At 61.6% G+C, this 20,055-nt stretch carries 16 protein-coding genes and 1 tRNA gene; 11 read left to right on the forward strand and 6 right to left on the reverse strand.

Going from position 1 to position 20,055, the window contains the following annotated elements; all coding sequences use genetic code 11:
* Nucleotides 1-13 precede the first annotated feature (13 nt).
* From ABCP74_RS01295 to ABCP74_RS01305, 3 genes are all read right to left on the reverse strand, one after another.
* Entirely contained in the window at nucleotides 14-1,177 is a 1,164-nt protein-coding gene (locus tag ABCP74_RS01295) for a phosphoglycerate dehydrogenase (RefSeq protein ID WP_006235446.1), read from the reverse strand.
* 71 nt (nucleotides 1,178-1,248) lie between these two features.
* A complete protein-coding gene (gene serC / locus ABCP74_RS01300; protein WP_117770199.1) occupies nucleotides 1,249-2,373 on the reverse strand; it encodes a 3-phosphoserine/phosphohydroxythreonine transaminase in 1,125 nt (374 codons plus the stop codon).
* A gap of 226 nt (nucleotides 2,374-2,599) precedes the next feature.
* Complete coding sequence (locus ABCP74_RS01305) at nucleotides 2,600-4,201, reverse strand: potassium/proton antiporter (protein WP_117770200.1); 1,602 nt, start codon at nucleotides 4,199-4,201, stop codon at nucleotides 2,600-2,602.
* A 253-nt stretch (nucleotides 4,202-4,454) separates the two neighbouring features.
* Here ABCP74_RS01305 and ABCP74_RS01310 point away from each other — a divergent pair, with 253 nt between their 5' ends.
* Nucleotides 4,455-5,294, forward strand: coding sequence for a metallophosphoesterase family protein (locus ABCP74_RS01310; protein ID WP_343000602.1), 840 nt, complete (start codon nucleotides 4,455-4,457; stop codon nucleotides 5,292-5,294).
* A 316-nt stretch (nucleotides 5,295-5,610) separates the two neighbouring features.
* Here ABCP74_RS01310 and ABCP74_RS01315 read toward each other — a convergent pair whose 3' ends face one another.
* Complete coding sequence (locus ABCP74_RS01315) at nucleotides 5,611-7,191, reverse strand: lipopolysaccharide biosynthesis protein (RefSeq protein WP_334199549.1); 1,581 nt, start codon at nucleotides 7,189-7,191, stop codon at nucleotides 5,611-5,613.
* 379 nt (nucleotides 7,192-7,570) lie between these two features.
* Here ABCP74_RS01315 and pckA point away from each other — a divergent pair, with 379 nt between their 5' ends.
* The 5 genes from pckA (at nucleotide 7,571) to ABCP74_RS01340 (ending at nucleotide 12,184) form a co-directional block, all read left to right on the forward strand.
* Entirely contained in the window at nucleotides 7,571-9,241 is a 1,671-nt protein-coding gene (pckA, locus tag ABCP74_RS01320) for a phosphoenolpyruvate carboxykinase (ATP) (protein WP_343000601.1), read from the forward strand.
* A gap of 227 nt (nucleotides 9,242-9,468) precedes the next feature.
* Nucleotides 9,469-10,188 carry a B3/B4 domain-containing protein gene (locus ABCP74_RS01325; RefSeq protein ID WP_343000600.1) on the forward strand — a complete coding sequence of 240 codons (720 nt, stop codon included), beginning with the start codon at nucleotides 9,469-9,471 and terminating at the stop codon, nucleotides 10,186-10,188.
* A gap of 170 nt (nucleotides 10,189-10,358) precedes the next feature.
* Nucleotides 10,359-10,808 (forward strand): MarR family winged helix-turn-helix transcriptional regulator, encoded by a 450-nt coding sequence (locus ABCP74_RS01330; RefSeq protein WP_117820503.1) that lies wholly within the window; start codon nucleotides 10,359-10,361, stop codon nucleotides 10,806-10,808.
* A gap of 120 nt (nucleotides 10,809-10,928) precedes the next feature.
* A complete protein-coding gene (locus tag ABCP74_RS01335) occupies nucleotides 10,929-11,783 on the forward strand; it encodes a DegV family protein (RefSeq protein WP_343000599.1) in 855 nt (284 codons plus the stop codon).
* 80 nt (nucleotides 11,784-11,863) lie between these two features.
* Nucleotides 11,864-12,184 carry an MGMT family protein gene (locus ABCP74_RS01340; protein WP_118065061.1) on the forward strand — a complete coding sequence of 107 codons (321 nt, stop codon included), beginning with the start codon at nucleotides 11,864-11,866 and terminating at the stop codon, nucleotides 12,182-12,184.
* Between the two features lie 393 nt (nucleotides 12,185-12,577).
* Here ABCP74_RS01340 and trpS read toward each other — a convergent pair whose 3' ends face one another.
* Nucleotides 12,578-13,627, reverse strand: coding sequence for a tryptophan--tRNA ligase (gene trpS / locus ABCP74_RS01345; RefSeq protein ID WP_343000598.1), 1,050 nt, complete (start codon nucleotides 13,625-13,627; stop codon nucleotides 12,578-12,580).
* A gap of 159 nt (nucleotides 13,628-13,786) precedes the next feature.
* Complete coding sequence (locus ABCP74_RS01350; protein ID WP_022094798.1) at nucleotides 13,787-14,986, reverse strand: MraY family glycosyltransferase; 1,200 nt, start codon at nucleotides 14,984-14,986, stop codon at nucleotides 13,787-13,789.
* Between the two features lie 525 nt (nucleotides 14,987-15,511).
* Between ABCP74_RS01350 and ABCP74_RS01355 the strand changes: the two genes are divergently transcribed.
* The 5 genes from ABCP74_RS01355 (at nucleotide 15,512) to proB (ending at nucleotide 20,018) form a co-directional block, all read left to right on the forward strand.
* Nucleotides 15,512-16,450: a radical SAM protein gene (locus ABCP74_RS01355; protein WP_343000597.1), complete on the forward strand. Its 939-nt coding sequence runs from the start codon at nucleotides 15,512-15,514 to the stop codon at nucleotides 16,448-16,450.
* A 151-nt stretch (nucleotides 16,451-16,601) separates the two neighbouring features.
* A tRNA-Ala gene (locus ABCP74_RS01360) sits at nucleotides 16,602-16,674 on the forward strand.
* Nucleotides 16,675-16,738: 64 nt separating this feature from the next.
* Nucleotides 16,739-17,197, forward strand: a complete 459-nt coding sequence (locus tag ABCP74_RS01365; RefSeq protein ID WP_006235473.1) for a hypothetical protein — start codon at nucleotides 16,739-16,741, stop codon at nucleotides 17,195-17,197.
* An 84-nt stretch (nucleotides 17,198-17,281) separates the two neighbouring features.
* Complete coding sequence (locus tag ABCP74_RS01370; protein WP_226790524.1) at nucleotides 17,282-18,787, forward strand: nicotinate phosphoribosyltransferase; 1,506 nt, start codon at nucleotides 17,282-17,284, stop codon at nucleotides 18,785-18,787.
* 103 nt (nucleotides 18,788-18,890) lie between these two features.
* Nucleotides 18,891-20,018 (forward strand): glutamate 5-kinase, encoded by a 1,128-nt coding sequence (proB, locus tag ABCP74_RS01375; protein ID WP_343000596.1) that lies wholly within the window; start codon nucleotides 18,891-18,893, stop codon nucleotides 20,016-20,018.
* Nucleotides 20,019-20,055 lie beyond the last annotated feature (37 nt).

Below are 20,055 nucleotides of genomic sequence, written 5' to 3' on the forward strand. Positions count from 1 at the left end.
AGGTCAGTCGGCGCTACTTGATCACGCGCACGCGATACATCGACGGAATCTGCTTGAGCGCCTCGATGGTGCTGCTGTCTAGGTGTTCGTCGGTGTCGAACATGGTGTAGGCGTTCTCGCCGGCGGACTCGTTGGTCATACGCTGCACGTTGGCGTTGTCCTTGGCCAGGATGGCCGTGATCTGGCCGATCATGTTGGGCACGTTGGCATGCAGGCAGGCAATGCGGCTTGCAGCGCGCGCCTTGCCCATGCTGCAGGCGGGGTAGTTGACGCTGTGTGCGATGTTGCCGTTCTCCAGGTAATCCTTGAGCTCGCTGATGGCCATGTCGGCGCAGTTGGCCTCGGCCTCGCCGGTGCCGGCGCCCGAGTGCGTGGTGATAAACGTATTGGGCATCTTGACCGTCTTGGGCGTGGCGAAGTCGCAGCTAAACCAGCTGAGCTTGCCCTCGCGCAGGGCGGCGTCGACGGCGTCCTCGTCAATGATGGTTTCGCGCGCGTAGTTGATGAGCACGGCGTCCGGTGCCAGCAGGTTAATCTGTTCGGTGCTGATCATGCCGATGGTGTCGGCCTTGCTGGGCACGTGCACGGTGAGGTAGTCGCAGCCGCGGCAGAGATCCTCGAGCGTGCCCACGCGCTGCACCTCGCGGCTCAGCACCCACGCGTGCTCGACGGAAATGAACGGGTCGTAGCCGTAAACGTCCATGCCCAGATCGACGCAGGCGTTGGCGACCTTGGAGCCCACGTTGCCCAGGCCGATGACACCGATGCGCTTGCCCTTGAGCTCGCGGCCCACAAAGGCCTTCTTGGCCTTTTCGGCATCGACCTGAATCTCGGGGTCGTCGGCGTTGTCACGCACCCAGTTCATTGATTGCACCACGCCGCGGCTCGAGAGCACCAGCATGCCTAGGACGAGCTCCTTAACGGCGTTGCTGTTGGCGCCGGGGGAGTTAAAGACGACGACGCCCTTCTTGGCGTACTCCTCGACGGGGATGTTGTTGACGCCGGCGCCGCAGCGGGCGATGGCGCGGATGCCCTCGGGCAGCTCGTAGCCGTGCAGGTCGGTCGAGCGCATCAGAATGGCGTCGGCCTCTTCGGCGGTGCTCACAAACTCGTAGCCCTCACCAAACTCGACCTTGCCGTCCTTGGTAATGTCATCGATGGTTTTAATCTTGCGCATGGAAAACTCCTTAGCAGGTTTTGATCTATACAGGGTGGTCTGAGATGGCTGATCGGCCCGCGCGTTGCGGGCTAGTTAGATCGCGGGCTCAAACTAAGCTGCGCTTCGAAGTCCTTCATGTACGAGGCCAGTGCCTGCACATCTTCCATGGTTACGGCGTTGTAGACGCTAGCGCGCATGCCGCCCACCAGGCGATGGCCCTTGACGTTTTGAATCTGGTGCTCTGCCGCGCCTGCGACAAAGGCCGCGTCGAGTTCGGCGTCGCCGGTGCGGAAGGTGACGTTGGCGATGGAGCGGCTGTCGGCCTGTGTGGTGCCATGGAACAGCACGCTGTGCTCGAGCAGGTCGTAGAGCAGGTTGGCCTTGGCCCAGTTGCGCTCGGCCATGGCGGCAAGTCCGCCGGTCTGCTCAACCCAACGGAACACCTTGCCGCACACGTAGATGCCAAAGGTGTTGGGCGTGTTGAGCATGGAACCCTTGGCGGCCTGGGTCTTAAGGTCCAGGTACTGCGGCGTCTGCGCAAAGGCGGGGCCATCTGCGATGAGGTCGTCGCGCACGATGGCCACGGTCACGCCCGCGGCGCCGGCGTTTTTCTGCGCTCCGGCGTAAATGAGCCCGTAGCGCTCAACGTCGAGCGGCTGCGACAGGAAGCAGCTCGAGACATCGGCGACCAGCGGCACATCGCCACAACTGGGCAGCTCGTGGTACATGGTGCCAAAGATGGTGTTGTTCTGGCAGATGTAGACGTAGTCGAGCCCGTCGCCTGCGGCCTCGGCGGCAATGCGCGCATTGATGTCGGCCATGTCGGGGATGCGGTCGAAGTTGGTGTCCTCGGAGCTCGCGAGCAACACGGCCTCACCGTACTTGGCGGCTTCTTTGTATGCCTTGTTGGCAAAGTTGCCGGTCACGATGTAGCCGGCGCGGCCGCGGTGCATGAGGTTCATGGGGATGCCCGCAAACTGCAGCGTGGCACCGCCCTGTAAAAACAGGACACGGTAGTTGTCCGGGATGCTCAGCAGACGGCGCAGGGTTGCCTCGGCGTCGTCGATAATCTGCTGGTACATGCTAGATCGATGGCTCATCTCGAGCACGGACATGCCGCAACCGCGGTAGTCCATCATCTCGTCGGCGATCTCGGCGAGCACGCTTGTAGGCAGCGCGGCCGGGCCAGCTGAGAAGTTGTGCACACGTGCCATCTTCTAGTCTCCCTCGTAGTCGTTTGAACGTTCGGGATACTTTAGCACAGTGGAGCGCTAGGCGCGACCGTATCACAGCAAAACCCGAGTGCGCCGCTATGATTTACAGGATGGTTACATGGGGGAGGGGTGCTTTACTCCTCAGGCAAATCCAAATCTGCGAGCGAAGGCATGAGGCTTTCTAGGCGCTTGATCTCTTCGTCGCAAATTAGCTACCTCCTGCCCGCTACGACGCGAGCGTGGCGATGACGGCTTCGTCGCCGGCGTATATTAGGGTGTTGCCGTCGGGGATGATCGTTTGGCCGTCGCGCTTGAGCATCACCACGATAAAGGGGTGCTTGCCCTGCGGCACATCGCGAAGACGCTGGCCGGCCAGGCGACCGTGGGGGGTTACGGTGACCTCGCGCAGCGTAACCTCGGCACGCTCTTCGAACGTTGGGGCGGCCATCACCAGCAGATCGCCTTCCTGGATCACGGTATCGCCGTTGGGCAGCACCGGGTGCGCCCCGTCGCGCAGCACCAGGACCACGAGCATGTCCGTCGCGCTGCCAATATCGGCGAGCGAGCGCTCGGCAAACGGATGGCCAGCACCCACCTTGAGCTTTACAAATGACATGCCGTCTTCGTCGCGATAGTCGTTAAAGGTGCGGCGCACGTCGCCGGTCGCATCGATCATATCGAGCTTCTTCGCCACCGCTGGCAGCAGCGAGCCCTGCACCACAATGCTCGACACGGCAATCACAAACACCAGGTCAAATAGGTCGTGTCCGCCGGGAACGCCGGCCACCACGGCAAAGAGGCTAAACACGACCGAAGCTGCTCCGCGCAGGCCCGCCCAGCTTACGAGCGCGACCTGGCGGGGGTTCGTCTTAAAGGGCGCCAGGAGCACGCCGACGGCGATGGGACGGCTCACGTAGAGCATAAACGCCATGAGCGCCAGGCCCGGCAGCAGCATCTGCGGCAGGCGTGCGGGCGTGACGAGCAGGCCGAGCAAGAAGAAGATCGTCATCTCGGCCATCTCGGTGAGGGTGTCAAAGAAGTGCGCCATCTCGACCTTGCCGGTGATGTCGCTCGCACCCAGCACAATGCCGGCCAGGTATACGGCCAAAAAGCCGTTGCCGCCCAGATAGCTTGGTAGCGCGTAGGCGACGATCGCCACGGCGAACAAGAAGATGGTCTGCGCGCCCTCGGCCGTTGCGTGTGCGCGTTCAATCAGACGGCCCGCCGCCCAGCCGATGGCAAGGCCCAGGCCCGCGCCCAGGATAATCTGCTTGGCCAGCAGTGCGGGAATGTTGATGTCGCCGCCGGCCGCGAGTGTGGCGAGCACGGCGGTGAGCATGTAGGCGACGGGGTCGTTGGAGCCCGATTCGACCTCGAGCAGCGAGTCGGTGCCGCCCTTCAGCGACAGGCTGTGCTCGCGCAGAACGCTAAAGACGCTGGCCGCGTCGGTGGATGCCACGACTGATCCCAGCAGCAGGCCGCCGATCCAGTCGAAGCCCAGCACGAAGTGGGCGAACACGCCGGTGATGCCTGCGGTGATGACGACGCCGAGCGTGCTCAGCAGCACCGCGGGCACGGCGACGGGCTTGGCGCGGTCGATGTTGGTGTTAAAGCCGCCGTAGAACATGATGAACAGCAGCGCCGTGCTGCAGACGGTTTCGGTGAGCGCGTAGTCGCTAAAGTCGATATGCGCCGGGCCGTTGACGCCCAACAGCATGCCGAGCGCGATAAAGATGAGCAGGGTGGGGAAGGGGAGTTTTTTGCCGACGGGTTTGATGGTCAGGCACAAAATGATGACGAGGCCGATAAAGAGAAGGATCTGGTTCATAGATGGTGTCCGCTCCTGGGTGGTTGGCGTGGCACGGTCAGTTGTCTGCGGTTATTTGTACCCAAAGATGGTGGGTTTATGGGGTTGGATTGCGGGCGTGCGCGATATCGTCATAGACGGCTGCCGTCTTTGCCTCTGCTCGGAAACCCTTTCCAGCTTTATTGCAACGGAGTACAATGGGTAACGTTTAAGTTCAACTTGAAGTTTTAGTTGCGGCACCGGGCTTCGGCCGCAATGCAAGGAGAGGCGTACCATGGCGATCTATGTGACATCTGACGCTCACGGGCACGTGCGTGCGCTTGACGAGGCCCTGTCTAAGATCTCGTTGACGTCCGACGACACACTGTACGTGCTGGGCGACATGATCGATCGCGGGCCCGATCCGGTCGGTGTTATTAAGCTCGTGCGCTCGCTGCCCAACGCCCGCGTGCTCAAGGGTAATCACGAGCAGATCATGCTCGATGCCATCATTGGCCAGGATCCGCTCGATGCCGAGACCTGGGATATCAACGGTGGCTGGACGACGCGCGAGCAGCTCAACGACATGGAATTTGAGGCATACGAGGAACTCGTGCGATGGATGGCCGCGCTGCCGCTCTACGCGGTGGTCGAGACTGCCGAGCGGCCGTACCTGCTGGTGCACGCCGGCATTCAGACCGAGGCGGCGCGTGCGTTTTTGCTTGAGCATGGTGTCGATTGCGGCGACGGCAGGGGAGCGGTCGATGCCGATCGCGAGCTGCTGCAGCAAATGCTCGCCGTACAGTCGTCCGATGACTTGCTCTGGATTCGTCACGGCTATTGGGATGTGCCGACCGGGCTGCTTTCTGCCGAGGGCAAGGGTCCGGTCGTGGTGAGCGGTCACACGCCAACGGTGTCGCTCGGGCGTTATTGCGAGGTCGGTGGTCTTGCGGGGCTCGATGAGGAGTCGGGCCGCGGGCAGATCGTGCGCCTGGGCGGCGAGGATGCCGCCGGTGTGCCCGATCGCATCGACATCGACTGCGCTGCCGCCACCGGCTCCGAGTTCGGTCGCGTGGGCATCCTGCGCCTGGACGACGGGGCGGAGTTCTACGCGAACATCAACCCGGGCGAATAATCGGTGCAAGGGGTAGCTAATTTGGGACGGGGCTTTTTTGACTACTTTCGCCCTTCTGCCCGCTAATTGATTTCTCTGGGACGGGGATTAAATAATCATTTGGCTGCCCGCTGGCTAAGTGAGTAGACTTTTTTGGAAATGCCGAGCACCCAACATATTTGCCTCAATAAAACCGCAGGTCACAGACTTGTGCTCTGTTGGTGTGGTCGGAGATTCGGTAAAAGTCTACTCACTTAGTTTTGCGTGATGAATATTGTCCGCAACGAGACCCCAGACGGGGTGATTCCATCGCAAATTCCGGTGACCGGGCAGCTAATTAGGCGCCGTATGGGTTGCGGTCGCGTTCTATGCGCTGGCGGATGTGGGCGTACTCGATTATCAGTAGCACCAGGAGTAGGGCCATGATGGCTAGGTAGCTCACCACAGCGCCCATCAGACCCAGCAGCTTAATCAAGATCACCGGCAGCACCACGCTTACGGCGAAGCAGATCAGGTAGATCTTGGTGACGTCTCCAGCGTGGCGTAGCACCGTGATGATGGCGTAGATAAAGTCGATGGCCGCGGTGACGCCGCCGGCGACGACCATCAGCAACGCCAGCGTACGGTAGCGCTCAAAGCTGAGGCCGTACATAAAGCTCATGAGGGGAATACCGGGACCTGCCATAAATGCGGCGCACACGCCGGTGATGGCCACGATCAGCGCCATAACGGCAACAATAATCAGGTCAAAGCGACGACGCTTGCGAGGATTAGCCCAAATGCTCGACAAGCGCAGGAGCTGCGGTTTATAGATAAATCCAATGCTCAACAGAATAGCCTGCGCCGGAAAGAACAGGGCATTAAAGTACAGCTGATATTTGTATGCCAGCTTGCCTTCCATCACAAACTTGGGCATGCTCTCAATTAGGTTGAACAGGAATAGCGCGCCAAAGAGTGGGGCGCACTGGACAAACAGGTGGCCGACCTCACGCAGGCTTACGCGGCGCGATTTTTCGGTCTCGAGCAGGGCGAGCGGCGCGGTGACCAGCACGAGCGAGGCGATCGCGGCGATGCCCATGGCCATGGCCGCGATGGGCATGCTACGCGTGAGGAACAGCGCCACGCTGAAGACCGCGATGACGCCGACGGAGCGTAGCGTTTGACTCATGCCAGCCAAGTAGAGCTTGTCGGCCTGCTGCAGGCGGCCTTCGTACACGTCGGCGACGCCGTCGATCACCTTGTAGAGGTAGACGCCCAGGCCGATCGTCGCCATATGCGCGTCATAGCCGCGGGCGCTGCTGTACATGAGGCCGCAGCCTAGGGCGAGCGCTCCGCAAAGCCAGCGGTTGAGCTGGTAGGAGGCAAAGGACGTCTTTTCGTCGATGTCTGAGACCTGGAAATTGCGCACGCCGTAGTTGCACGCGATCATGATGAGCGTGCCGGTGACGAAGGCGATGGAGAATTTGCCTGCTTCTTCGGCGCCCACGAGCTGTGTGGACACGATGGTGAGCAGAGGAAACGCCATGCCCCACACGGCGGTGCCCAGGGTATTCCAGAGATAGTCGCGGCGGGTGGCGTGCTCCTCGTATTCCGCTTCCTGCATGGAGAAGCCGCCGCCGTAGATGGCGCCGAGCAGGCGGTTCCACCAAGCGTTGACCATGCGGCGGACGGGGCCGGGCTCCTGATCGCGTTCGCGCCGGCGACGTGTGGCTTGGCTGCTATCGGGTCCGCCGGCGTTGCGCTGACTCAGCTCCTGGATGCGTGCGAGCTCTTCGGCCGTGTGGGAGGCAGGGAAGAGGCCGTTCTCGATGCGGCCGCCCTGGGCCTTCGCGGCGCCGTCTTTCAATGCAGCGGGGTTGGAGATGCCGTTGCGGCGGGCGATGGCGCGGCGAATGCTATCGAGGGGCGTGATGCTCAAAGCGGGGTCCTTTCTATTGCTGCGCTCTAGTATAGTCGCGGTGGTATCCATTCGTGTTTTTGAACAGGTTGTTCAATAATTTCGGCGGCGCCATTCAGTAGTCGGCACTTAGGGACGTTCCTTATGTGCCGGCACTTTGGGAACGTCCCTAAGTGCCGGCATCCGGGGACGCTCCTTGAATGTTGCCTGTTCAAGAGTGTCCCCAATGACTAGTCGTTTAAGAACGTCCCCAATGACTGGGCCGCTTGCCTGCGATTTTTGACCGTTGGGCGGGCTTGCCGCCCTTGCCGCAAAAACGTTTTTGCATATCGGGTACAACGGGCTTTACGTGAGTAAAGTGCGCGCCGCGTCCACGTGCCGCGTTTTTAAAGGAGGCCCCATGCCTGGTGTTACCCCTGCAGAAGTTCTGTCCAATTTTGGCATTACGCTGGTCGAAGACCCCGCTGAGAACCAGCCCCGCCTGCTGGTTGACCTGCCGGCAGCCGAGCTCGTCGAGCATGCCATCCGCCGCAACGAAGGCCGCATGGCATCCAACGGCGCGCTGGTGATCGAGACGGGGGAGCGTACCGGACGTTCGCCCAACGACCGCTTTATCGTTGACACCCCCGATGTCCACGACAAGATTGCCTGGGGCGCCGTCAACCGCCCGCTGTCCGTCGAAAGCTACGAGGTCATCAAAGCCGGCATCGTCGACTATCTCAACGAGCGCGATGTGTTCGTCACCCGCGGCATGGCCGGCGCCGACCGCAACCATACGCGCCGCCTGCTCGTCGCCTGCGAGCGTGCCAGCCAGGCGCTCTTCATTAAGCAGATGCTCGCCCGCCCGCTCGCCCGCGAAATCGCGCGCACCGGCGAGCCGGACTTCTGCGTGCTCGCCGCGCCGGGCTACCAATGCGACCCTGCCATCAAGGGCCTCAACTCCAGCGCCGCCGTGGTCATCAACTTCCAGGAGCGCGTGATTTTGGTCGCGGGTACCGGCTACTCCGGCGAGATCAAAAAGTCCATCTTCAGCGTTATGAATTACCTGCTGCCCGTCGAGGACGACGTGCTGCCCATGCACTGCTCGGCCAGCATGGATCCCGTCACGCACGAGACCGCCGTGTTCTTTGGCCTGTCCGGCACCGGCAAGACCACGCTTTCGGCCAATCCCATGCGCCTGCTGATCGGCGACGACGAGCACGGTTGGTCCGACATGGGTATCTTCAACATTGAGGGTGGCTGCTACGCAAAATGCGAGGGCCTGGACGCCTTCCACGAGCCCGAGATCTTCAACGCCGTCCGTTTTGGCGCCATTTGCGAAAACGTGGTGCTCGACGAGAACCGCAAGCCCAACTATGACGACATCTCGATCACGCACAACACGCGCGTGGCCTATCCCGTGGAGCACATTCCTAACGCGTGGACTAAGGGCATGGGCACCACTCCGAGTGTCGTGCTGTTCCTGACTTGCGACGCTTTTGGCGTGCTGCCGCCCATCTCACGCCTGACGGCCGATGCCGCCATGTACCACTTTGTGACGGGCTTTACGGCTAAGATTCCCGGCACCGAGGTCGGCGTCACCGAGCCCACGCCCACGTTCTCTTCGCTGTTCGGCGAGCCGTTTATGCCGCTCGACCCCATGGTTTACGCCAAGATGCTTGGCGAGCGCATTGCCGACGGCCGCACGCGCGTGTACCTGGTCAACACCGGCTGGATTGGCGGCGGCTACGGCGTGGGCCATCGCATCGAGCTGGCCTACACGCGCTCGCTGGTCGCGCGCGCCCTCGACGGCACCATCGAGGACAGCGAGTTCGTGCACGACGATATTTTTAACGTCGACATTCCCACGACGTGCCACGGCGTGCCCGATGGCATCCTGGTGCCGCGCCAATACTGGCAGAGCACCGCGCGCTATGACGAGGCCGCGCACAACCTGGCGGTGATGTTCGAGGAGAACTTCGAGAAGAAGTACTCGCACCTGCCCGAGTCCGTCAAAGCCGCCGGTCCGCACGCTCAAGTACACGCCGACGCCCGTCATCGCGGCCGCGGCCTGCTGGGACTCCGCCACTAGCTTCGCCGTGAGTCCATATCCACCACAAAGGGGACAGGCACCTTTGTGGTGGTTTTGCTCGCGTGGATGACTCGGGTTACAATACGCCTGACATATCGTCCCCTTCTCCGGATGGGGACAGCGCAAGCGTTCTTGTGACGGCACCGTAGGACTTTGAAGGTGGCCGTTGTAAGGGCGCTTTTTGTTTAGGCGCCCTCACTCGGGCGCGCACAATGAAGGGAGAGCGTATGAAGAGCTTTATTGCCGAGGATTCATTCTGGGAGCTGTTTCCGCAGGCAGCGGTCGGTGTTGTGGTCGTGGAGGGCATGAAGCCCACGGCTCAGATTCCTCAAGAGGACGTGGATGCGATTGCGGCGTTGCTCGACCGCGCCAATATCGATGCGGAGCGTCATCTGACCAGCGACACTATCAGCGAGAACGCACCGGTCAAGGCATGGCGCGAGGCCTATCGTCTGTTCAAGACCAAGAAAGGCGCGCGCTGCTCGATCGAGAACTTGCTCAAACGCGTGCTCAAAGGCAAGCCGGTGGGCCACATTACGCCCGCGGTGGATATTTACAACACGGTGTCGCTGACCTACGCGCTGCCCGTGGGAGGCGAGGATCTGCATGCGATCGAGGGGGACCTTCGCCTGAAGGTGACCGACGGTGGCGATGCGTTCTTGCCGCTTGGCGAGGAGGCGGACGATCCGACGCTGCCCGGCGAGCTCGCCTACATCGACGATGCGGGCGCTGTGTGCCGCTGCTGGAACTGGCGCGACGGCGTTCGCACGGCGCTGTCCGATGATTCGGCCGATGCGTTCCTGGCGATTGAGTGCGTGGAGACCGAGCGGATGGGGGATTGCCAGGCTGCGATCGATCGCTTAGCCGAGCTGCTTGAGCGCTATCTGGGAGCGACGGTTGTCATTAAGACGCTTGTGACCCGCGACAATCCTTGCGTGGAACTGTAGCGGCGCCTAGAACCTATTGATGCCCCAAACCACCACAAAGGTGCCTGTCCCCTTTGTGGTGGTTTTTATGTTGATGGGTTAACAAATGGGGTATTTGGGTACGGGTGTCGCCTTATGCGACTAAGATGTTTACCCGTTAGCATTATGCAAGCGAAAGGCGGTCGTCTCCCATGCAGCAGAGCGACGAGACACGTTTCGAGGACTTTGTCGGACTGATCAGCGGACTCTACAAGGAGATCCAGCGCATTAAGACGTCTGAGGGCGCTAGGCTGGGTCTCAAGGGCTCCGACGTTATGTGCCTGTACTATCTTGAGCGCAGCAAGGATGGCCTGACTGGCGCCGACCTGGCTCGCATGGCAGGCGTGACCCGCGCCGCCGTCTCGCGTACGCTCGCGCATCTGGAGGAGGGTGGCTACGTCGAGGTCGATGATTCGGGCGATGCCGCCGTTAAGTATCGTGCTCCGGTGCGCCTGACCGCTCTGGGCGGCGAGAGCATGAGCGAGGCGGACCGCATCATTCGCGAGGTGCTCGATACCACCGGTAAGGCTATGGGTGTGGAGCAGCGCGAGCAGATGTATGCGTCGCTGCGCACGATTCTCAACACCCTGCGCGAGATCTAAGGCCGCCAAGGCATTTGCTACCCATTAACAACTGCATCGTCCCGTTTTAAGCGCGTATACCGTGCCGGGGCATTGTTGTCAAAATTCCCTGCGCGGGACCTGCGCAAGAAAGGATTCGTTATGTCCGTCCGCATTATTACCGATTCCGCAAGCGATTTGTCTCCGGCGGAACACCCGGCGCTGGCTGTTTTGCCGCTGTCCGTCACCTTTGGCACCGATGTGTACATGGATGGCGTCGACATCGATCACCAGCGCTTTTACGAGATGCTCGTGGAGCGCGATGAGCTGCCCAAGACCGGCCAGGTCAACCCGTACGCGTTTTCGCAGGCTATTGCCGAGGCGCGTGAGGCCGGCGATGAGGCTGTGATTATTACCGTGGGCGCTAAGCTATCAGGCACCAACCAGAGTGCCCGTACCGCACTTGCCGAGGCACCAGGTGGCGACGTGTTCGTGGTAGACAGCAACAATGTCACCCTCGGCGAGCGCGTCCTGGTCGAGTACGCGCTGCGCTTGGTGGACGAGGGCCGTAGTGCGGCCCAGATCGCGGCGGCCGTCGAGGCCGTGCGTGACCGCGTGGCCGTCATCGGCCTGCTCGAGACGCTGGAGTACCTGGTTCGCGGCGGTCGTCTATCTGCTGCGGCCGGCGCCGTGGGCACGCTGCTCAACGTGAAGCCCGTGGTGGCTGTCGAGGACGGCCTTATCGTGCAGCTGGGCAAGGCGCGCGGTTCCAAGAACGGCCGCAACCTGCTGAACCAAAAGGTCGAAAAGTCAGGCGGCATCGACTTTTCCATGCCGCTGGCGCTGGGCTATACGGGCCTTTCGGATGCGGTGCTCAAGAAGTATGTCGAGGACAGCGCGGCACTGTGGGCTGGCCACACCGAGGGCGAGTTGCCCGTTCACACCATCGGCGCCACCATCGGCACCCACGTAGGCCCCGGCGCCGTCGCCGTAGCCTTCTTCCAGCCCGCCAACTAACCGACCTGCCATAAACCACCACAAAGGGGACAGGCACCTTTGTGGTGGTTTATGCTTTTCCGGGTGGAAGGGAGCGAGCAATGGCGTCTGAGGGCTTTTTTGAACGGGTGTACGAGGTGGTCGAGCAGATCCCCGAGGGGATGGTCGCCACGTATGGCCAGGTGGCGCTGCTTGCCGGTCGTCCACGAAGTGCGCGGTACGTGGGGTATGCCCTGCATAGTAATCCGCGCCCCGGCCAGATTCCCTGCCATCGTGTGGTGTTTGCCGACGGTCGCATTTGCGAGGGCTTCGCTTTTGGCGGTCCCGATGCTCAACGTGAGCTTTTGCTAGGGGAGGGTGTGGCGTTTAAGGACGACATGCACGTCGACTTGGCCGCCTGTCGCTGGCCTGCCGGGCTCTAGCGGTTCTGCCGTGGCGAAAACCACCACAAAGGCGCCTGTCCCCTTTGTGGTGGTTTTACGCTGTAGGTTTACCAGAGCTAACTTATGGAGAAGGTGTGTTGGCGTACTTTGCCGTCAGAAAGTAAACCACGGTGAACTATATTGGTTTCAGCAACGGAGCAGGCAATAGGCGATGAAAAAGCCTGCCCTGTTGAGTTTGATTCGCATTCCTCCCCTCTGTGCGATTCAACGGTGTACTTCGGGAACAGGCCCGCTGGCAACTAGCTGCCGGCGGGCCTGTTCCTGTTTGTCGAGGGGGTGCGATGGACGGAGCCGAAGCGGTCCGGCTCCAAAAAAGGCGGACGCCGTAGCGCCCGCCCTAAAGCAATCGAAAGCTCAAGCCAGCAGATCGGTCTAGTACACCATGCCCATGGCGTCCTGAACCTCTGCCAGGGTCTGATCGGCGATCTCGTTGGCGCGACGGTTGCCCTCGTGCAGCACGTCCTTCACGTAATCCAGATCGTTCTCGTAGCGCTGGCGACGCTCGCGGATAGGTGCGAAGTACTCGTTGACGGCCTCGGTCACGTACTTCTTGAGCTGGCCGGAGCCGCCCATGCCAATCTCCTCGGCAATTTCGACCTCGGAGCGACCGGTGCAGATGGCGGCCGTCGAAAGCAAACCGGACACGCCGGGGCGGTTCTCGGGATCGAACGTGATCATGCGCTCAGAGTCGGTCTGGCTCTTCTTGATGCGCTTGGCCGTCTCCTCAGCGGTCATCGAGATGTTGATGGCGTTGCCGTAGCTCTTGCTCATCTTGCGACCGTCAAGTCCGGGCAGTAGCGGGGTCTCGGACAGCAGCGCCTCGACCTCGGGGAACACCTTGCCGTAGCGGTTGTTAAAGCGGCGGGCGATGGTGCGGGTGAGCTCGATGTGCGGCAGCTGGTCGCGGCCGACGGGCACGACGTTGCCCTTGCAGAACAGAATGTCGCAGGCCTGGTGCACCGGGTAGGTGAGCAGAAGGCCGGTAAGCTCGTGGCCCGAGGCCTCCATCTCGGCCTTGACCGTGGGATTGCGCGCCAGCTCGGCCTCGGAGACCAGCGACAGGAACGGCAGCATGAGCTGGTTGGCGGCGGGCACGGCGGAGTGAGCGTAGATCATGGTCTTGTCGGGGTCGATACCGCAGGCAAGGTAGTCCATGACCATGTTGTACACGTTGTCCTGGATGTGCTCGGTGGTGTCGCGGTCGGTGATGACCTGGTAGTCGGCGATGAGTACGTTGGTCCTGGCGCCCATGTTCTGCAGCTCCACGCGGCCCTTGAGGGTGCCAAAGTAGTGACCCAGGTGCAGACGGCCGGTGGGGCGGTCGCCGGTAAGCATGGTGAACTTCTCGGGCGTCTTGGCCAGGCCCTCGCGAATGGCGTTGCTCTTTTGCAGCGCGACTTCGTAGCTGTTCTCGTTTGGCATGATTGCTCCTAACGTTCGTTCGCAGGTTTTGATGATAACGCGTTTATTGGAGGGGCGGGGCGTAAGTAGGCGAGGGGCGGGAGAGGGGTGGCTTGTGCGATGGGCGCGGCGTGGCCGCGCTTGGCCAACGGTGCCTTGGCACATCCTCGGCAGCTTGCCCTAGAGCTTGTGGTGGCGCTCTTCTTTGCGCTCCTCGGCTGCCTGCTCCTCCTGCTTAAAAGCGGGGTCGTCGGGGGTGACCAGCTCGTCCTCGTGCGTGCGCTTGTTGTAATGGTGGCGTAGCACGGGTTCAAACAGGTGTAGGTGCTTGGCGAAGGCAGCCGAGCCAATGGCGAGCACGGTAAAAATGAGCACGCGCATGGGCACCTCGACCTGATTGATGGCGGCGGCGCCGGCCGAAAGCATAATGCACCAGGCATAGATGAGCAGCACAGCCTGTTTTTGGTTGTAGCCTTCTTGGATCAGGCGGTGGTGGATGTGGCCCTTGTCGGCCTGCCCGATGCTAATGTGGGCGCGCTTGCGGCGCACAATGGCGCTAAACGTGTCGATGATGGGCACACCGGCAACGATGAGCGGGATGATAAGCGAGGTGAGTGCGGCGGTGCGGCTCACGTTGAGCAGCGAGATGGAGCCCAGCGCAAAGCCCAGAAGCAACGACCCCGAGTCGCCCAAGAAGATACTTGCGGGGTTGAAGTTGTAGCGCAAAAAGGCCAGACAGGCGCCAAAGAGCGCAATGGAGAGCGCGGCGGCGTCGATGCGGCCCGAGAGAACAGCCATCGAAAACATGGTGAACGATGCGATGCCGCAGATGCCCGTGGCCAAGCCGTCGAGGCCGTCGATGAGGTTAATGATGTTGGTGAATGCCACCAGATAGATCACGGTAATGGGGTAGGCGAGCCATCCGAGCATGATCTCGCCGGGAGCAAACGGGTTGACGATGACGCCGATCCGCAGGCCGCCCATGCAGGCGATAAGCGCGGCGAGGACCTGTCCGGCCAGCTTTTGCTTGGGCGTGAGCTGGAAGACGTCGTCGATGGCGCCGGTCGCAAAGATAACGGTAAAAGAAAGCGCAAGTATGGGGTAGCTGATGTGCAGACGGGGGTGGGGCACCAAAACGGGCGGCCAACCCAGGTACCAGGTGCCTAGGATTTGCACAGTGCAGGCGACGACCAGGCCCAAAAACACCGCCGTTCCGCCCAAACGCGGGATGGGCTTGGTGTTGATGCGGCGCTTAGAAGGATAGTCGACGGCGTCGAGCTTGATTGCCAGGCGCTTGACCAGGGGTACCGTGAGGAAGGTCGTGATAAAGGCCGCCGCTGCCACGCATAGGTACGGTATGTAGCTCGGGGATGAAGCCATGAATCTAAAAACCGCCAAGCGTCGAAGGAAAAGGTCAGAAGAACGCCATGCGCAAAGGGCATAGCCGAACCATAATACTCGACCAAGGGGGGTGCATGGAATTGCACGCAGCGATAATCACGCGCTTACCAGATATTGGGATGTTGTCGATGGCTTGTCGGGATGCCGGCGGGGATCCATATGGACTGTAATGGTGATTTTCGGCAAAAGAAAACCACCCCCCACGTTACGAAAATGAACCCACCTAAAACAGGTGGGTGCCCTCATCGACTGTTCCAGCGTCCTTAACAACGAAGGATACCTGTACTAGGTACGACTGTGTGGGCTCCCTAAATAAACGCGACGGTTCACCCAGTTGCTCCGCGGGGGGCGGAATACCTACATCATAAAGCGGCACTTTATCGATTCCAGTCTTGACATTACAAAAATCGTGTCGGACGATTACGGCGCCTTGGGCTCGAGCCGTCTGTGGGGTTGATCCCTTTACGTTTGAGCTGCTGAATCGTTGTTTTGGAGCATGGTTTTATGCCGACGTCGTTGACCGAACTTTTTTCGCCCGCCTGCCATTTGTGTCCGCGCCGTTGCGGTGCGGCGCGCGATGAGGGCGTGCACGGCGTCTGCGGTGCTAACGACACGCTCAAGGTGGCCCGCGCCGCGCTTCATATGTGGGAGGAGCCGCCTATCTCGGGCGAGGCCGGTTCGGGCACGATCTTCTTTAGCGGCTGCTCGCTCAAATGTATCTACTGCCAGAACCACGAGATCTCGACCGGCAATTTTGGCCTTGAGATTTCGCCTGAGCGCCTGGTCGAGATTGTGCTGGAACTGCAGGACCAGGGTGCTAACAACATCAATTTGGTGACGGCGACGCACTATGCGCACCTGTTGCCTGCCGCGATTGCCGCGGCACGGGCGCGCGGACTGGTTATCCCAATCGTCTACAACACGAGTGGTTACGAGCGCGCGAGTGCCGTGGCGGCGCTGGGCGACCTGGTCGATGTGTGGCTCACCGACTTTAAATATGCCGATGCCGGGCTTGCGCAGTCGCTCTCCCATATAAAGGATTACCCGCGTGTGGCCGTGTCGGGTCTGGCCCAGATGGCGCGCGAGATCGAGCGCCGCGGGGGAGAGTTGGTGGACGAGGACGGGCTTATGAAGCGTGGCATGATCGTGCGTCACCTGGTGCTTCCGGGGCATGCAGACGATTCGTGTCGCGTGCTGGACCTGGTGTGGCAGACGGTGGGCGACGTGCCGATCTCGGTTATGAACCAGTACACGCCCAATGCGCTCATGCGCGAGCAGGGCGGCGACCTGGCACGCGCCGTGACGCGTGAGGAGTACGAGCAGGTGCTCGACCATGCCGACGACCTGGGTTTTACGACGATGTTCTGGCAAGAGGGCGGCGCGGTAGACGAGAGCTTCACCCCCGCCTTCGACACCACCGGCGTCCTCACCAGCGCAAAGTAGAGCGCACGCTGATGATTTTTCTGGGACGGGGATTAAAAAATCATCGAGAGGATCGCCTGTTCGAAAAGTTGTCAAAATAGCCGCGTCCCAAAAAGACTGGTTATTGGGCGTTGACAGTTGGCGAGCCGTAGGTAAAATATCGACTTGTCCTGGGGACGTAGCTCAGTTGGGAGAGCGCTGCCGTCGCATGGCAGAGGCCGAGGGTTCGACTCCCTTCGTCTCCACCCATGGATTTGATAAGCCGCTGACATTGTGTCGGCGGCTTTTTTTAAAAGAAAGGGCTATATCATGGCCGAGCTTGAGTCCCAACCATTGTCCGACGAGGAGCGCGCCGAGTTGGAAGAGCTCCGCGCTGAGAAGGCCCGCCGCGAGGCTCGGGAAGAGGCCCGTCGCGAGCGTGAGGAGCTGGCTGCCCTGCGTGCCGAGCGTGCGAAGGCCGAGGAGGCCGCCGCGAACGCCGCATCCGCATCGGCGCCCGCGCCCGCACCCAAGCCCGCTGCTGCGAAGCCTGCACCTGCCGCGCCCAAACCTCAGCCTAAAAAGGCCGCCCGTCCCAAGTCCGTCGAGCCCAAGCCGAGCCGTGACGAGATGACCTTTGCCCAGCGCATGGTTACCTCCAAGGAGCCTATGGGCGAGAACGAGATCCCTGGCATGGCGCCGGCTCAAAAAATCATCATTGTCCTTGCCCTCATCGCGTTTGTCATCTTTATGGGCTACACGATCCTGACCAGCATGGGCCTGCTCTAACCGACTCGCATCGGGCGTCATGTCCGCATGCTCTGCTCTCGTCCAACCCTCAAATTCTGCACCACACATCCGAAAGGTCGCCCCATGGCTTTGACCGACATCTCGCATCCCACCGACATTGCAATGCTCACCGATCTGTACGAGCTCACTATGGCCCAGGGCCTGTGGGAGAGCGGCAAGGCCAATGAGCAGGGTTGTTTTACCGCGTTTTACCGCGACCATCCCTTTGGCAGCGCCTATGCCGTCATGTGTGGCACCGCCGAGCTGCCCGAGCTCGTCGAGAACCTGCGCTTTACGCCCGAGGATATCGACTACCTCGCCTCGCTTGAGGCCCCTGCCGGCGGCGCGATGTTCAAGTCCGCATTCCTCGACTACCTGCGCGATTTTCGTGCGCATGTAAATATCGACGCCGTCCCCGAGGGCGAGCTCGTCTTTCCGCGCGAGCCCATGGTGCGCGTCACCGGTCCTGCGCTCGAGTGCCAGCTGCTTGAGACGGCGCTGCTCAACATCGTCGGGTTCCAGACGCTTGTCGCCACCAAGACGGCGCGCGTGGTGCTCGCCGCCGACGGTCGCCCCGTGGCGGAGTTTGGCCTGCGCCGCGCCCAGGGTCCCGATGGCGGCCTGGCCGTTGCGCGCGCGAGCTACGTTGCCGGCTGCTCCTCTACGTCCAATGTGCTCGCCGGCCGCCGCTATGGTATTCCCGTCTTTGGCACGCATGCGCACAGCTGGGTGATGAGCTTCGATTCCGAGCTCGAGGCCTTCCGCGCCTTTGCCAAGTCGAGCCCCAAGAACTGTACGCTGCTCATCGACACCTATGACGTGCGCGAGGGCTGCGAGCATGCCATTACGGTTGCCAAGGAGATGGAGGCGGTGGGCGAGCGTCTGTCGGCTATTCGCATCGACTCCGGCGACCTCGCCAAGCTCTCCAAGTATGTTCGCGGCCGTTTTGATGCCGAGGGCCTGCCCTATGTGGGGATCTCGGTTTCCAACGATCTTGACGAGTACACGATTCAGTCGCTGCTGGACCAGGGCGCGCCCATCGATAGCTTTGGCGTGGGTACCAAGCTCGCGACCTGCTATGACCAGCCGGCGCTGGGTGGCGTGTACAAGCTTTCCGCCCGCCGTGCGAGCGAGACAGATCCATGGACGCCGGTGGTCAAGCTCTCCGAGCAGCCCTATAAGCGCACGATCCCGGGTGTGCAACGCGTGCGCCGTTATTACGACGGCTTTGGCGGCCCAGTCTGCGACATGATCTACGACGAGGACCATCTGGCGGGGGAGGGCGCCGCGCGCGGCAATACCCTCGTGGCCGTGAATGATGCCGCCCTGGTGACCGACGTGTCCGAACTTGAGTATCGCGAGCTGCTGGTGCCGATCGTGCGCGATGGCAGTGCGGTGGCTCCGCGTGAGAGCATCCAGGACGCGCGCGAGCGCTGTGCTTGGGCGCTCGATCATCTGGACGCAGCTTTCAAGCGCTTCCTGTACCCGCAGACCTATGTGGTGGGCATGGAGCAGGGCCTGGCTCAGGTGCGCGACGAGCTCGTGCGCAAGAACATGGCCGCGGCTTCGGCCTTCCCCTGGGCAAAATGATCCGAAGGGGACGGAGGAAAACGGATCATTTTCGTCCGTCCCGCACCGGGTGCCCCGGCTGCTCCAGCTCGCCCGCCTGCTCAACACTCGATTGGTTTGACGTATGACGACTTCTTATAAAACGATGGTGGTAAAGATCGGCTCGTCCACGGTGGTGGGCGCCGACGGCAAGGTCAACCGCGCCTTTATCGGCGGGCTTGCCGATCAGGCCGCAGCGCTGCGCAAGCTCGGCTGGCGTCTGGTCGTGGTGAGCTCGGGCGCTATCGCCTGTGGCTATCCCGTGCTGGGCTTCGACCGTAAGCCGGTCGGCGACCTGCCGAGCCTGCAGGCCTGCGCTTCGGCCGGCCAGTGCATCATCTCGTCGGCCTACGACGAGGAGTTTCATGCGCGCGACCTGCTCACCTCGCTCGTGCTGCTCACGCGTCACGACACGGCGCGCCGTACGTCCTACCTGCACGCGCGCGACGCCCTGCTGCGCCTGGTGGAGCTTGGCGTGGTGCCGGTCGTCAACGAGAACGATACCGTTACTGTCGATGAGATCAAGTTTGGCGACAACGACACACTGGCGGCGCTTGTGAGCTGCCTGGTTTCTGCCGATCTGTGCGTGACGCTCTCGGACATCGATGGGCTCTATACCGCCAATCCGCATGAGGACCCAACGGCCGAGTTTGTCCCGGTCGTGCATAAGATCGATGCCAAGATCATCGCCTCGGCGGGCGATTCTTCCACATCGGTGGGCACGGGCGGCATGATTACCAAGATCCGCGCGAGCCGCATTCTGATGACGGCGGGCATTCAGAGCGTGATCTGCTCGGGCGAGGAGCCCGATGCGCTCGTGCGCCTCGCTCGCGGCGAGAGTGTGGGCACGCTGTTCGATCCGCCGGCGGAGCGTCTGGACATTGCGCCCCGCAAGCTGTGGATCGCGCTGGGCGACAAGGCGCATGGCTCGGTGACGGTCGATGACGGCGCCGCGAAGGCGCTGGTCAGCCGTGGCTCGTCCTTGCTCGCGGTGGGTATTCGCGAGGTCGATGGCACGTTTGCCGAGGGCGATGTGCTCGACGTGTGCGACCCGAGCGGTATGGTTGTCGCGCGTGGTATTGCCGAGGCCGATTCGGACGTGCTGGAGCTTGCAGCCGGACGCCGCCAGGACCAGATTGCCGGCAACCGCCTGCTGGCAGACCTGGCCGAGAAGCCCGCGATTCATCGAGATAATTTGATCGTCTTCGCCTAACCAATTGACGCTGCAAACGCCCCTAAGCGGCAATCTG

The organism is Collinsella aerofaciens, assembly GCF_039062315.1.
GTDB lineage: Bacteria > Actinomycetota > Coriobacteriia > Coriobacteriales > Coriobacteriaceae > Collinsella > Collinsella aerofaciens_BG.